8 protein-coding genes are annotated in these 14,847 nt (G+C 49.8%); 4 read left to right on the forward strand and 4 right to left on the reverse strand.

Annotation, left to right across the window (positions count from 1 at the left end; translation table 11 throughout):
- Nucleotides 1-5: 5 nt before the first annotated feature.
- From ACFMKP_RS06855 to ACFMKP_RS06865, 3 genes are all read right to left on the reverse strand, one after another.
- Entirely contained in the window at nt 6-953 is a 948-nt protein-coding gene (locus ACFMKP_RS06855) for a glycosyltransferase family 2 protein (RefSeq protein WP_382290275.1), read from the reverse strand.
- Nucleotides 950-1,801: a dTDP-4-dehydrorhamnose reductase gene (gene rfbD, locus ACFMKP_RS06860; RefSeq protein WP_382290277.1), complete on the reverse strand. Its 852-nt coding sequence runs from the start codon at nt 1,799-1,801 to the stop codon at nt 950-952. The genes ACFMKP_RS06855 and rfbD overlap by 4 nt, the downstream gene beginning before the upstream one ends.
- 65 nt (nt 1,802-1,866) lie before the next feature.
- Nucleotides 1,867-2,364, reverse strand: coding sequence for a thioredoxin family protein (locus ACFMKP_RS06865; protein WP_204754500.1), 498 nt, complete (start codon nt 2,362-2,364; stop codon nt 1,867-1,869).
- Between the two features lie 348 nt (nt 2,365-2,712).
- Between ACFMKP_RS06865 and ACFMKP_RS06870 the strand changes: the two genes are divergently transcribed.
- The 4 genes from ACFMKP_RS06870 (at nt 2,713) to ACFMKP_RS06885 (ending at nt 13,303) form a co-directional block, all read left to right on the forward strand.
- Nucleotides 2,713-5,352 carry an Ig-like domain-containing protein gene (locus ACFMKP_RS06870; RefSeq protein ID WP_382290279.1) on the forward strand — a complete coding sequence of 880 codons (2,640 nt, stop codon included), beginning with the start codon at nt 2,713-2,715 and terminating at the stop codon, nt 5,350-5,352.
- Between the two features lie 62 nt (nt 5,353-5,414).
- Complete coding sequence (locus tag ACFMKP_RS06875; RefSeq protein WP_382290281.1) at nt 5,415-8,624, forward strand: Ig-like domain-containing protein; 3,210 nt, start codon at nt 5,415-5,417, stop codon at nt 8,622-8,624.
- A 66-nt stretch (nt 8,625-8,690) separates the two neighbouring features.
- The gene (locus ACFMKP_RS06880; RefSeq protein WP_382290283.1) at nt 8,691-11,111 is read left to right on the forward strand and encodes an Ig-like domain-containing protein; all 2,421 of its coding nucleotides are present in this window, start codon (nt 8,691-8,693) and stop codon (nt 11,109-11,111) included.
- A gap of 71 nt (nt 11,112-11,182) precedes the next feature.
- Nucleotides 11,183-13,303, forward strand: coding sequence for a hypothetical protein (locus ACFMKP_RS06885; protein ID WP_382290285.1), 2,121 nt, complete (start codon nt 11,183-11,185; stop codon nt 13,301-13,303).
- Between the two features lie 51 nt (nt 13,304-13,354).
- On the opposite strand, the gene pyk is transcribed toward ACFMKP_RS06885, so the two are convergent.
- Entirely contained in the window at nt 13,355-14,770 is a 1,416-nt protein-coding gene (gene pyk, locus ACFMKP_RS06890) for a pyruvate kinase (protein ID WP_382290287.1), read from the reverse strand.
- Nucleotides 14,771-14,847: the final 77 nt, after the last annotated feature.

Raw genomic sequence — 14,847 nt, forward strand, 5'->3', positions numbered from 1 at the left:
GACTCCTATCGTCCAAGCCAAGCAAGCAGCCGCTGTGCTTCTGCTGTGGCTAGCTTTCGTTCACGCCAAATGCGCGGAATGAGCCGCAACCCAGCCCATTGCCCACGTAAGCGAGCGCGGGCGGCCTCTCCCCTCCAGTGGCGGAGTGCTTGGCCAAAAATCGTGAGTTGCGACCAGAGAAAGGCTGGCAAGGCATGCGGCCAGGCTTGAATTGGCATATGGCGCAGCCAAAGCACAATAAAATTTCGACCACAATAATAGCTGGCTCGCACGCCACCGCCAGTCGCGCTCAGGTGGTGTAAGACGCGAGCTTGGGGCACAAACAGCGTGCGCATTCCAGCGCGCCGAGCACGTAAATTGAGATCGACATCCTCACAATACATCACCAACAAAGGATCGAGCAAGTTGCCAGCGTTATCGACAAGTTGTTGCAAACTGGTACGTTTGTAGGCTGCTGCGCCGGCGCATGGGCCAAAAACCTCGCTAATTGCATCATACTGGCCATGATCTGGCTGCCAAACCCCGCGACTCCATGGCACGCCATTCCAATCGTAGCCATCGCCTGTCGTGTGCAAATGGTCTGGTTGGCTGTAGAGCAACATTTTGGCGGCAGCAAAATCATAGGCCGGAAAACGCTCAAGCGTGTCGATTAATGCAGCAACAAAATCTGGCCCAACTTCGGTATCGTTGTTGAGCAAAATGACCCACGGTGCATTGGTGGCCTGAAACCCACGATTGACTGCGGCTACAAAGCCTTGGTTGCTCGGCTGAATTAGCCAGTTAACCTCAGGATAGGTCGCTTGCAAAGCAGGAATGCTGCCATCTGGCGAGGCATCGTCGATCACCGTGATCAGAAAATCGCTGCGGGTTTGTTGACGCAAACTATCCAAGCAGGCTGCTAATAACTGCGCACCGTTATAATTGGGTATCAGAATGTCGATGTTATGGCTCATTCAGTTGGCTCGTCGATGGCTGCAACTGCGGCAATGACCGCTGCTTGCCAGCGCCGCAAGCGAATGCCCATGGCTGCTGCTGCATTATTGCTGAGCGCAGAAAATGGCGGTGGGCTGCTTGGCCGACTAAATTCTGCTGAGCTAATTGGCTCTACTGGCAGGTCGATGCCGGCTGCTGCTAAGACGGCGCAAGCAAGTTCATGGCGCGAACAAGCACCTTCATTGACGACGTGATAGATCCCAGGAATATTGCTATCGACCAATTGGCGAATTGCCCACGCGGCCTCGGCGGCATGGGTAGGCGTGCCAACCTCGTCGGTCACGACGCGCAATGGTTCGCCGGTTTGCAGTCGTTCGCGGCCTAAACGGGCGATGGTGCGCACAAAGTTGCGCTGGCCGCCAAACAACCAAGCAACCCGCGTGATAAAAACATTGGGCGCATGCTGCAAGACTGCCTGCTCGCCCCCCCATTTTGAGCGCCCATAGGCATTGATCGGCGCTGGCTGATCGTATTCGCTATAGGCTTGTTGGCTATTGCCGCTAAATACCTCGTTGGTGCTGACATAGACTAGTGGAATATCGCGATCGCGGCAGGCAAGGGCTGCATATTTTGGCCCCAGCGTATTTTCGCGAAAGGCCCGTGCAGGATCGAGCGCACAGCCATCGACATTGGTGAAGGCTGCTGGCAACAAGACCAAATCTGGCGCAAGCTGATTAATCGCAGCGCGCGCTGTTGGTTGGCTTAAATCAAGTTCTTGGTGGCTGGGTACGAATAATTGATGGTCGGCAAACGTTTTGGTCAGCTCGCTGCCAAGTTGGCCGCTTGCCCCAAGGATCAACACACGCATATAAACTCCTTTGCGCGGCGCATGGTAGAACAAGCCCTCGCATTCGTCAATTAAATTGGGCTTGTTTAGGCGCTTGGGGTAATACGATTGGCAGTTTCACCAAAATAATAGTGCTCGACCAAGCGTTTGAGTTCGGCGGTATCTAAGGCATCGTAGGGTGTTAGCCGCGGCTCAGACCAACGGCTCAAAAACTCGCGGACGCGCCCAAAGTGGTAGCTCTCGCCTTCTTCTAAAACGCTGGTATCTTGCGAGCACAGCAATTGGCCACGACTGTTGTAGATAAAAATATGCGGTACGCCATCGAAGCCTGGCAAATGTTCTAAAAAGGTTTTATTTTTTTGCTCATCATCGCCAACTAAAACTTTGACCGCAACATAATGGATGTCGCGCAAATAGCGCAATTGGGGATGGGCATTGATAAACGCATCTAAACGATGACACCAAATACACCAATCGCCACCAAGCTCGACTAAAATATTTTTCCGTTCACGTTGCGCAGTTTCTAAAGCGTTGCGCATATCGGCAAACGGATCACGTTCTGCATCAAAGAGCGAATCTGTCATGTATTAATTCCTCAACGGTTGTGATTTTGTGCTTGCTTTGAGCTTGCTCTCGGGACGCAACAATCAACAGTACTTTAAAGCTGCCCTTATTATAGCGGTTTCTTTTGAATTTGCAGCGCCATGCTCCACCCAAACTCACCCATAGATTGGGCTAACCCTAACCAGCTGATACACCTTTTGACCCATTGTTGCTTTAGCCTAAAGTTGCTATGCTTGATCATGAGAGATTTCCCCTAAACTATAATCTCTTTGCCTTGTCGCGCGCAAACTGAACTTACCCAGCGACCTGCTGGTTTAGCCTAGTGGTCTAAACCAATAGCTATCTTTATGCAATTAATGGAGATGGAGATGAACCTGAAGCGTTTGATCGTTGGATTGTGCTTAGGATTATGTACGATTGTCCCTGCGGCGACCGCCCAACAGCCTCAGATTCCGCAAGCAACCAATCAACCACAAATTGAAGGCACTTGGAGCGATGAATTTGCAGTCTATGACCGCTCCGAGGTGAATGATTATCCGCTACGCCCAATCGAATGGAATACCACCCTCTATTCAGGCATGTATAACCATGGCGTGGCTGCGTGGAATGGCAAGCAATGGCTACAAATCGGCAACCTCGAAGGCCGCGCGATTGCGATCACTTGGCATCAAAATAAGCTCTACGCCTATGGCAAGCTCAATTTAGCTGACTCGCCGATTAGTATGGCCTATTGGGATGGAACCACTTGGACGGCCATGCCCAACCAGATCTCTTATAGCCTATCCGTGACGCTTGCAAGCTATAACAACCAACTATATCTCGCGAGTGGCAATCCGTTTACGCTTGATGGGCAAGCAATTGAGCATTTGGCGCGTTGGGATGGCACGCAATGGCACGATACCGATCTTGGCGTGCAGGGCATGATCCTCACAACCCTTGTGCGCCCCGATGGCTTATATGTTGGTGGGACACTATTCCCTGAGAATGGCCAACGCCAAAGTGTGATGCGTTGGGATGGCAGCCAATGGCACGAGGTTGGCAGCCCATTAACGGGTTTGGTGATAGATCTCGAATGGGCCAATGATCAGCTGTATGTTGGCGGCATGTTTACTTCAACGCTTAATCCTGCGATCAACAATATTGCGTCCTGGAATGGCACAAGCTGGGATAGTTTTGGCAATGGAATTAGCAACCAAGTGCATAGTATTGCATTCTTAGATGATACGCTGTATACGATTAGCCGAACTGATGATACGAGCGCTGGCCATCGATTGCAACGCTGGAATGGCAGCGCTTGGGTAAGCCTTGCAACAACGATTGTAGGAATATCGGCAATAGACATGCTTCGTTATCCTGATGTTGGGTTATTGAACTATCAAGATCGACTTTTAGCTTTTGGCTCGATAACATTTCCTTATCCTAGCCCTACTCAATTGAGCCAAGGTTCGATGGCATTAGCGTGGAATGTTGAGCATTGGGAATCGATGACTCCCAATGGGCTAGTTGTTAAGGATCGTGACCAACAGCCGACTATGCTCGCCACGAGCGGCGAAACAGTCTACACCGCAGGCTCGAATCTTTATTGGGGCAATGGTCAAGCAACATTAGCGACATTTGTAGCTGGGCAATCATGGCGAACCGTATTGCCGCCCAATAGCCAATCACCTTTTTCGCTCTACGAAGCTGAAGCCTACCAAAACTCGTTGTTTGTACGAATCGAAAATGGTTTGCATGAGGTTATCAGCGATACGGCTGAGTTGCTTTCAACGGCCCAAATTCATTCGCTGGCTCAAGCCAATAACCGCTTGTATGTGGCTGGCGATTTTGAGCAATTCAATGCTGTGACAGCTCACAACCTTGTAGTTTGGGATGGCACAACATGGCAAGCCTTGAATGCGCCAGCAGCGTTTGATCGAGTCACAATCGTCGAGGGCTATGGCAACCATGTCTATATTAGCGATGGCTCACAACTGGCTCGTTGGGATGGCGCGCAATGGCAAACGCTGGCAACTGGAGTTAATCAGATTACCCAAATTGAGCCAAGCGCAAGCGGCGTGTATGTTGCTGGCACATTTAGCAGCATCGCTGGGGTGAATGCAGCAAAAATCGCTGCTTGGAATGGCTCGCAATGGTCAGCTTTAACTGGTGTGATCAATGGCCCAATCAACGATCTTGAGCTTGGGCGCGATGGCCTATATGTGGCAGGCTCGTTTAGCGGCATTACCGATGGTGTGGTTAGCCCAGGCATTCTGCGCTGGAATGGGGTTTGGCAGAGTGTTGGCGGTGGCGTGCAATATCGTTATACGCCGCAGACTCCCATCAGCGTGACCCACTTAGCTGCTACACCAAGCAGAATGTATGCGGTTGGTAGCTTCGATAGCGTTGGCAAGCGCTATGAATCAGCCAAGATTGCTGCTTGGAACTATGGCTCTACCCAGCCAATTACTGCTGCGCCTGATTATGCCACAACCTATCGTCCACAGCCGGTCAGCGTTGATGTGCTGGCCAATGACTGGACGATTGATAATGGGCCATTACAGCTTGCATTAGTTACCGCAAGTAGCGATGGCACGGCTACGATTAGTGGAACCAAACTGCTTTTTACGCCAAACGTCGATTTTCAGGGGACAACGACCGTGAGCTATCGCGTGCGTAATCCATTGCGTGGCATTACTACCACTGGCTATCTGACGATTGAAGTGCAAAATCATATGCCAACCCCTAGCCCAATCACGATCAGCGTGCAACCAAATAGCACAACCACAATTGATGTTTTGGCAGGGCTAGTTGATTTGAATAACGATCAATTGACGATTACTAACGCAAGTGCTACTGCTGGCATAGTCGACATAATCGATAATCAACTGCGCTATCGTGCGCCAGATCGCGCCCTATCAAGCGCGATGATCAGCTATAGCATAAGTGATGGCCATGGTGGTTCAAGCGAGGCAACGATTCTCATCAATGGCGCACCATATCAGCTCTATTTGCCCTATACCAGCAAATAACCAAAGCGAGCGGCAAGCATCCGTTGCTTGCCGCTGCGCATCCAACCAAGGAGAGAATGTCGATGTCGAAGCTGCAAAAAATAGCTAGCCTGTGCATGCTGATCGTGCTTGGCTTGAGCATAATTCAACAACCTGTTGCACCCGTTGCCGCCGTTGAGCCACAACAACCAAGCAGCCCTGGCACATGGAGCCAAGCCTTTGCCTCACCATTAAGAATAAATATATCGTATATGCCAAGCCGCCCAATTGAATGGAATGGCATGCTGTATGCGGGCATTACCACGTATAGCTCCAACTCTACCGGGAGCGGGGTTGGCTATTGGAATGGCCAGCAGTGGCTGAAACTTGAAGGCCTTGATGGCTTCGTTCATTCGGTAACAGTGCATCAAAATAAGCTGTATGCTGCTGGGGGCTTGAAGCTTGGCGGCAAAGATGTCAATATTGCCTATTGGGATGGGCAGCTGTGGACAGCCTTGCCCTATCGACTTAACAACGATTCCTACTTACTTTTAGCCAGTCACGAGAATCAACTCTATCTTGGTGGAAGCAAAATCGTGATTGATGGCCAAGCCCATGGCATTGTCGCCCGTTGGGATGGGGTTACGTGGCAGACTATTAACAATGAGTTGCAAGGCTGGGTAGTAGGTTTCTTATTACGTCCTGATGGCATGTATCTGCATGGCGTATTCGTCATGAATGGCAAAAGAAGTGGTGTTTTACGGGTAACTGATACGCAGCTAACACTAGTTGGTGAGGGCTTCTATGGTTTGGTTTACGATCTCAAAGAGTTCAATAACCAACTCTATATCAGCGGTCAATTTACCTCGACGCTCCAACCATCAATCAAAAATGTAGCAACTTGGGATGGTACTGCTTGGAATAGTATTGGGAATGGAATTAGTAACCCAACCCATAATTTGGCGATGGTCGATGGCGAATTATATGCGCTCAGCAGATCAAGTAATTTTCAGTTGCTGCGTTGGGATACAACTCAATGGACAACTCTTTCAACCATGAGTTCCCACTACACAGGCTCCTATAATTGGCCTCGTTACCCCGATGCGGTGCTGTTGAATTACAACCAAGAATTACTGGCCTTTGGCCCAATGATTTCGTGGCACCCTATCCCTAATTCCACCCAATATATCAAGGGTCAGGCGACGTTGCGTTGGGTCGATGACCATTGGGAATCGATGACTCCAAACGGGATTGAAGGTAGTGGGTCTTCAGACCGAACAGCAGTTCTCACCACTGACAATGAGGATCTCTATGTTGCTTTCGAACAAATAGTTTGGGGCACATTCTCTTCGACCTTAGCGCATCTAAATCCAAGCAATCAATGGCAATCATTACTTGCGCGTACCCATCAACCAAATCTTTCTTATGCTCAGGCGCTCCAGAAGTATCAGCAAACCTTTTTTGGGCTCTACCAATCCACGCTGTATCAAGCTGACAATAATAACAATACATGGACGCAAGCTGTCACGGCGACAGTTCATTCGCTGGCTCAAGCCAATAATCTGTTGTACGTTGCTGGTGATTTCGAGCAATTCAATGGCGTAACAGCGCGCAACCTTGTGACCTGGAATGGTAGCCAATGGCAAGCCTTAAATACGCCTGCCAGTTTTGATCGGGTTGTGATTGTCGAAGCCCAGGGCAATGCGGTCTATATCAGCGATGGCTTTCAAATTGCCCGCTGGGATGGGACGCAGTGGACGACCTTGGCCACCAATGTGGTCAATATTGGTGAGATTGAGCCAACCGCTGATGGGGTGTACATCGCTGGCACATTTAGCAGCGTCGCTGGCGTAAGTGCGTCGAAAATCGCCTATTGGAACGGCACAACATGGTCGGGCTTATCTGGTGTGATTGATGGCGCAATTCATGATCTGGCAATGGGTGCTGATGGGTTGTATGTGGCTGGCAGTTTCCGTGGGATAACTAATGGGATTGTGAGCGGTGGCATTCTACGCTGGGATGGGACTGCATGGCATGGTCTCGCTGGTGGAGTTCAATCTATAATGGTGTCTACCCTTCCTGGCAAAGTTTATAGCCTCGCGGCAACCCCAACTCGCATGCTGATGCATGGGAACTTCGTCAGGGTTGGCAATCAGTATGAATCCTACAATATTGCCGCATGGGAATATGGCAACGAACCCTTGATCAAAGCCAAACCTGATTATGCAATTACCTATCGGCCACAGCCGGTTACGGTCAATGTACTGGCCAATGATTGGAGCGATCAGCCTAGCCAATTGCAACTGGTAAGCGTTACGCCACCAAGCAATGGCAGTGTAGCGATCAATGGAACCAACATTGTTTATACCCCCGCGGCCCAATTCCAAGGCACCGATACCTTCACCTATACCGTACGCGACCCGCTGAATGCCGTTACGACCACCGCCCAAGTGCGGGTGCAGGTCTGGAATCACTTTCCCTTCATTGCCGACAAAGAGCGACAGGTGCAGCCCGTTGATGAAACGATCTTTTTCCCCCTGAATGGGCTGGTTGATTTAAATGGTGATCCGTTGACAATCACCCACGCCAGAGCTGTGAGCGGTACCGTGCAGATTGATGCTGATATGTTGCGCTATCTCCCGCCCCAGCAACAGCAATTCTTTACCGATACGCTGACCTATACGGTCAGTGATGGCCATGGCGGCCAACAAACCGCGCGGATTAAGCTCTACAGTACCAATGCAAGTGTGGTTGCGGTGAATGACAACGCCACCACCTATCGCCCGCATGCGGTCAGAATTGATGTCTTGGCCAATGATTGGGCAGTCAATAACGAGCCACTGCAACTGGTCTCAGTCAACAGACCAGCCCATGGCACGGCCACGATTAGCGGCAACCAAGTGCATTATCTGCCAGCAGCGAGTTTTCAAGGCCTTGTATCAGTGCACTATACGGTGCGCAATGTAACCCGTGGCAGCATAGCTTCTGGCATCGTATTAATTGATGTGCAGAATCATGTGCCAACCGTTAGCCCAATGACGCTGACCGTACAACCACAGAGCACAACCACGATTGATGTTTTGACGCAGGCGAACGATATAAATGGCGATGTACTAACGATCAGCCAGGCGATTGCTACGGTTGGTGAAGTCGACATAATTGATAATCAATTGTACTATCATTCGCCAACCAGCTATCCATTTACGGCCACCATCAGCTATCGGCTGGATGATGACCATGGTGGTGTGACCGAGGGGACGATTACTGTCAATAGCGCCCGCTATCAACTTTTCTTGCCCTATATCAGCAAATAATTAATTGAGATCGAGCGGTAAGTATACGTTGCTTGCCGCTCAATAGAAACCCAAAGCGAGAATTTGATGTCGAAACTTCCAAAAATTGCCAGCTTGTTCATGCTAATGCTATTTAGCCTGAGCATGATCCAACAACTAGCCGCACCCGTTGCCGCCGTCGAACCACAACAACCAAGTAATCCTGGCACATGGAGCCAAGATTTTGGCTTATATGGAAAATTCTTGGCTGACGGTTCGCTCAATGGCTCTATCCCGCTGTTGCCAATGGAATGGAATGGCAGGCTGTATGCGATTTTAAATGGGCATCAGGGCTCGAATTCAGGCATTGGCTATTGGAATGGGCAGCAATGGATCAAGCTCGATGGATTAAGTGGCTTTGTTGAAGGCTTAACTGTTCATCAAGAACGTTTATATGTTGTTGGGCGCTTAACTCTTGCTGGCAAAACCATCAACGTTGCCTATTGGGATGGCACGTTGTGGACAGCCATGCCAACGCAATTGATTCAACATAGCCCTTTATTTGTAGCTAGTTATGCGAATCAATTGTATGTTGGTGGCGAAAACGTAGGGATAGATGGTCAAACGTATGGGACTTTAGCGCGTTGGGATGGTGAGCAATGGCATGCAGCAGCCGAAGGAATTGACGGTATTGTTTGTACGATACTCGTGCGTCCCGATGGCCTCTACCTTGGTGGTTCTTTTATGTTCAATGGCCAAAAGACAGCTCTCCTGTACTGGAATGGTAGTCAATGGCAAACTGTTGGCGGTGGACTGCATGGCTATGTCTTCGATTTGGAATGGGCCGATAGCCAACTCTATATTAGTGGTCAGTTTACCTCAACGCTTGAACCCACGCTGAAGAATATTGCCGCATGGAATGGCACGAGTTGGAATAGCTTTGGCAATGGGGTTGGCGGTAGCGTGCATAATGTGGCGCTTTTTGATAATGACTTGTACATTCTGACCAAATCAACGACCCTTGGCGGGAATGCCTATGAATTTCAACGCTGGAATGGCACGCAATGGACGAAACTTGCTAATCTTTCTAGAATGAGTTCCGAGCTTATTTTTTGGTTTTTGCCTCCAAGCGCTACCTTAGTGACTTATGATAACCAGTTACATCTCTTTGGCATGCTCGCCTATAGGAGTGCTGCATCTGAACCAATAAACCAGGGCAATTCAGCCTTGCGTTGGAATGGCACTCAGTGGGAATCAATGTATCCCAATGGGATTTCTAACTTTGGCGATCTTAGCATGACGACCGATGGCGATGATCTCTTTGTTGCTGGGGGAGAATTTTCTTGGGGCTATGGTGAGGCTTCGTTGGCCCGCTTTGGCAGCAATCAGCGTTGGCAACCGATCGTGGAAACAGCATTTATTAGAGATTCAGTTCAATTACTCGAATCATTTCAGCAAAGCTTTTTTGTCGTATCTAACAATACCTTATATCAAAATGGAACTACTACATGGAACCAAGTTGGAGCTGAGCGTGTTGTGCAGGCTCTGGCCAAAGCCAATAGCCGCTTGTATGTGGGCGGTGATTTTGCTCAATTCAATGGCGTAACGGCGCATAATTTGGTCACATGGGATGGCAGCCAATGGCAGGCTTTCAATGCTCCAGCCTCATTCGACAAAGTAGTAATTATCGAAACCTATGGCAACAAGATCTATATTAGCGATGGCTTTAAGTTAGCACGCTGGGATGATACCCAATGGACGATGCTTGCCTCGAATGTCGTCAATATTGGTGAGATTGAGCCAACCGCCGATGGTGTCTATATTGCAGGCACATTTAGCAGCGTTGCTGGCGTTCTTGCCCCCCAAATCGCCTATTGGAATGGCAGCACATGGTCGGGCTTAAATGGGACGATTAGTGGTTCAATTCTTGATCTGGAAATGGGTGCTGATGGGCTGTATGTGGCTGGAAATTTTCGCGGCTTGACCAATGGGATTGTGAGCGGTGGCATTTTGCGCTGGGATGGCGCAATGTGGCATGGGGTTGGTGGTGGGGTGCAAAAGCAACACTATGTATTTGGAACCAACAATGGAATTGTTCAACGCTTAGCGGCAACCCCGACCCATATGTATCTCAACGGAAACTTTGATATGGTTGGCAACGAATATGAGTCATTTCGCTTTGCCGCGTGGGCATATGGCAACGAGCCTTTGATTCGCGCCAAAAATGACTATGCGATTAGCTATCGCCCACAAGCAGTGACGGTCAATGTGCTGGCCAATGATTGGAGCGATCAGCCGAGCCAATTGCAACTGGTGAGCGTTACGCCACCAAGCCATGGTACGGCTACGATTAGCGGCACCCAGATTGTGTATCGACCATATCCTCAATTTACTGGGCTTGATACTTTAACCTATACCGTGCGCGACCCGATCCATGCGCTCACGACAACAGCCCAAGTGCGGCTGCATGTTTGGAATAACCCAAGCGTCGTCTTGCATGATGTTTATTTGCCTGCGGTAATCCGCTAATGTTGCTGTGGGTGTTGACCTATCGAGCGTCAGCACCCATGTTAATGCTTCTAATCGAGAGGATGTTACTAATGAGAATTATTCGGCGTTGGGGAAGTGTTTTGGGCATTTTGGCCTTATGCAGTTGGTTGGTGAGCACCCAAAGCAGCCCAGCCCAAGCCATGCAACCAAGCGAAGCCAACAATGGCGGCTCGTGGAGCAACGAATTTGCTGCCTTTGGGGCAAATGCCGATGATTATGGCCTGCAACACCCCTTGGTTTGGAACGATACACTCTATGCTAGCTCTGTTGAACGCTACATCAGAGGTAACCAATCAGCCAATGGGGTAATCTATTGGGATGGCCGCCAATGGCTGAGGTTAGGGACGCTTGATGGCTATGTTGAATCCATCGTAGGTCATCAGGATAAACTCTATGCCGCTGGCTCTTTGATCCTTGCTGGTCAACAGATTGACTTAGCCTATTGGGATGGCACAACTTGGACTGGATTAGCCACGGTGGTGGATAATGCTAGCCATCTAGTATTGGCGAGTCACCAGAATGAGCTTTATTTAGGCAGTTATCCTTTAGTGATTGATGGCCAAGCCTACCAAAATATTGCCCGTTGGAATGGCACCCAATGGAATGAGGTTGGCACTGGCTATGATGGACTTGCCTTCAATTTGCTGAGTGCTGCTGATGGCTTGTATGCTGGCGGTTCAATTCAGCCAATCAATTCGCAGAGTCAAGGTGGAATTGTCCGCTGGGATGGCACGCAATGGCACGATGTTGGCGGTGGGGTAACTGGACAAGTTGTGGATTTGCAAATTGCTGATGATCAGTTGCTTATTGGGGGATCATTTACTTCAACCACCAACTTGCAACTGCATAATATTGCTGCCTGGAATGGCACAAACTGGAATAGCTTTGGTAATGGTGTTCCGAATCGGGTTGAAAGTCTGCTTATGCGGGCTGATGGCCTGTATGCCTTAGGCCATGTCAATTATACTAATGTACCGCTCCATTATTGGAATGGTACAAATTGGACAGTACTGGGGCAAGCTCGGTACATTCATTATAGTTGGATTCAATTTCCCAAATATTCGTTAGTTGAGTTTGAGAACGAAATGTATGCCTTGGGCGATTTAGTCATTAATGGTCAGTATCGTGGTGTGAATCGGCTGGTCTGGCGGGCTGATCATTGGGAATCGATGACTCCTAATGGGCTGTATGGGGGGCCGCTGGCTCTCAGTAATCTTGGCGAAACGATCTATGGCTACTCGCCCTTTAGCTCAATGTGGAGCACTGGCCGCAGTTCATTAATTCGTTTTGATGCTGCGGCTGGTTGGCAATCGCTGATTGAGCAACCCATTGATTCTCAATATGGAGAGATAGCTCGCCAATTGGAAGTGTTCAGCGATACAATCTTCCTCATGCAAAATCCCAAACTGTATCGCACCAATTCAATTTCGCCAACTTGGAATCCAGTAAGTGATCAACCAGTCCTTGGCATTGCCCGTGACCAAGCAAAACTCTACGTAGCTGGCGATTTTAGCCAATTCGCTGGGGTAGATAGTGCCAACTTGATCATTTGGGATAACGGTCAATGGCAAGCCTTTGCTGCGCCTGCCTCATTTGATCAAGTGACTGTGGTTGAAGCCTTGAACGGCGTTGTCTATATTAGCGACGGCGCGCAAGTGGCCCGCTGGGATGGCGCGCAATGGCACACCATCATCACTGGTGTGAGCAGTATTCAAAAGCTTGAGGCTAGCGCTGAGGGCCTCTACGTGGCGGGCACATTTAGCAACATTGCTGGCATAGATGCCCAAAAAATTGCTTATTGGAATGGCTCGCGCTGGTCGGCCTTGAATGGCGTGATTAACGGTACCATCCATGACCTGGAAATGGGCGCTGATGGTTTGTATGTTGCTGGCAAATTCAACGGTGTGACTGGCAGCGTGCTTAGCCCTGGCATCCTGCGCTGGAACGGAGTTTGGAATAGTGTTGGTGGCGGAGTTCAGCAGCGCGAGGCTTATGCAGCCAACTTCTTGGTTAATGCATTAGTTGCCACGCCAACCCGCATGTATTTGAGTGGCGTGTTTGATATGGTTGGCAATACCTATGAATCATCGAGCATTGCGGCGTGGAATTATGGCGAGCCAAGTTGGGTTGCACCAACCTATACAGTCTATGCGCCATTTGCCATGCGCTAAGTTTAATGATTAAAGCATGAGGCCGCTCAATCCTGAGCGGCCTCGTGTTTTTTAGATCGAAAGAATCTTGAGGAAGTTGGTTGTGCCACGCACTGCCAAGGGGTGACCACCGGTAATTACCACCGAATCGCCTGGCTTGATAACTTGGCGCTCGATCATAATCGCGCGGGCTAAGTTGCTCAAATCGTCAAGCCGCGTGACAAATGGGCAAAGGAGCGCTTCAACGCCCCACAGCAAGGCCAAACGATGGTAGACATCGTATTCGTGGGTCATGGCAATAATCGGCACGCGTGGCCGGTCGCGCGCAACCAAATGCGCGGTAAAGCCCGACGATGTAAAGGCCACAATCGCTGCAATATCGATCGATTCGGCAATTGCGCAAGCAGCATGGCTAATTGCGTGCGAATAGGTTTCTGGCGCATCCGAAGCGTTGCGTTGTAGAGCATCACGTGGTGGTGCGCCACGCTCAGTCACTTCGGCAATCCGCGCCATAATCGTCACAGCTTCAACTGGATATGCGCCATTCGCGGTTTCGCCACTCAACATAACCGCATCGGTGCCGTCGAGAATTGCATTCGCCACGTCGCTGGCTTCAGCGCGGGTTGGCCGTGGATTAACAATCATCGATTCGAGCATCTGGGTTGCGGTGATCACCGGAATCCCCACCCGATTGGCGGCAGCGATAATGCGTTTTTGAATCAATGGCACTTCTTCTGGCGGCATTTCCACGCCCAAGTCGCCACGAGCAACCATGATCCCATCGGCAACGGCCACAATCGATTCAATATTATCGACAGCTTCGGGCTTTTCGATTTTGGCGATGACTGGCGTGTGATAGCCAGCGCCAGTAATTTCTTGCTTGACTAATTGCACATCTTCGGCGCGGCGCACAAACGAAATCGCAACGTAATCGACTCCTTCATGCAAGCCAAAGATCAAATCCTCACGATCTTTTTCAGTCATGGCAGGGGCGCTGACATCGACTCCAGGCAAGTTGATGCCTTGGTTTTCGCGCAACATCCCACCAGTTACTACCTCGGTAATGACTTCAGTGGCGGTACACTCTTGCACTCGCAGTTCAATCAAACCATCAGAAAGCAAAATCCGATCGCCTGGCTTACAGTCGCTGGGGAGATTTTTGTAGGTGGTGTTGACCCGCCCAACTCGCCCAACTTCATTTTCAATCGTAATCACAAAGCTTTCGCCAGTTGTGAGTTTGATTGGTTGTTTATCAACTAATTTGCCAGTCCGAATTTTTGGCCCTTGCAAGTCTTGCAAGACCGCAATTGGGCGATTGAGCTTAATTGAAATTTGACGCAAGAGCCGAATGCGTTCTGAATGGTCGTTATGAGTACCATGGGAGAAATTTAAGCGAGCAACATTCATTCCCGCTAATGCCAACGCTGTTATTTTTTCCTCAGTGTCGCAGGCAGGCCCTAGCGTGGCAACAATCTTGGTTCGGCGCATTGATGACCTCGTGTAAGTGCGGAACACCGCGTCGGCATCTTTGGCGAAACAGTGACCTAAAGTTCTCAAGTGATGAT

This window comes from Herpetosiphon sp. NSE202, assembly GCF_042688385.1.
Classification (GTDB): Bacteria; Chloroflexota; Chloroflexia; order Chloroflexales; family Herpetosiphonaceae; genus Herpetosiphon.

Excerpts from the sequence above, each read along its gene's own strand:
- ACFMKP_RS06855 (WP_382290275.1), bottom strand. The coding sequence starts at position 953 with ATGAGCCATAACATCGACATTCTGATACCCAATTATAACGGTGCGCAG.
- rfbD (WP_382290277.1), bottom strand. The coding sequence starts at position 1,801 with ATGCGTGTGTTGATCCTTGGGGCAAGCGGCCAACTTGGCAGCGAGCTG.
- ACFMKP_RS06865 (WP_204754500.1), bottom strand. The coding sequence starts at position 2,364 with ATGACAGATTCGCTCTTTGATGCAGAACGTGATCCGTTTGCCGATATG.
- ACFMKP_RS06870 (WP_382290279.1), top strand. The coding sequence starts at position 2,713 with ATGAACCTGAAGCGTTTGATCGTTGGATTGTGCTTAGGATTATGTACG.
- ACFMKP_RS06875 (WP_382290281.1), top strand. The coding sequence starts at position 5,415 with ATGTCGAAGCTGCAAAAAATAGCTAGCCTGTGCATGCTGATCGTGCTT.
- ACFMKP_RS06880 (WP_382290283.1), top strand. The coding sequence starts at position 8,691 with ATGTCGAAACTTCCAAAAATTGCCAGCTTGTTCATGCTAATGCTATTT.
- ACFMKP_RS06885 (WP_382290285.1), top strand. The coding sequence starts at position 11,183 with ATGAGAATTATTCGGCGTTGGGGAAGTGTTTTGGGCATTTTGGCCTTA.
- pyk (WP_382290287.1), bottom strand. The coding sequence starts at position 14,770 with ATGCGCCGAACCAAGATTGTTGCCACGCTAGGGCCTGCCTGCGACACT.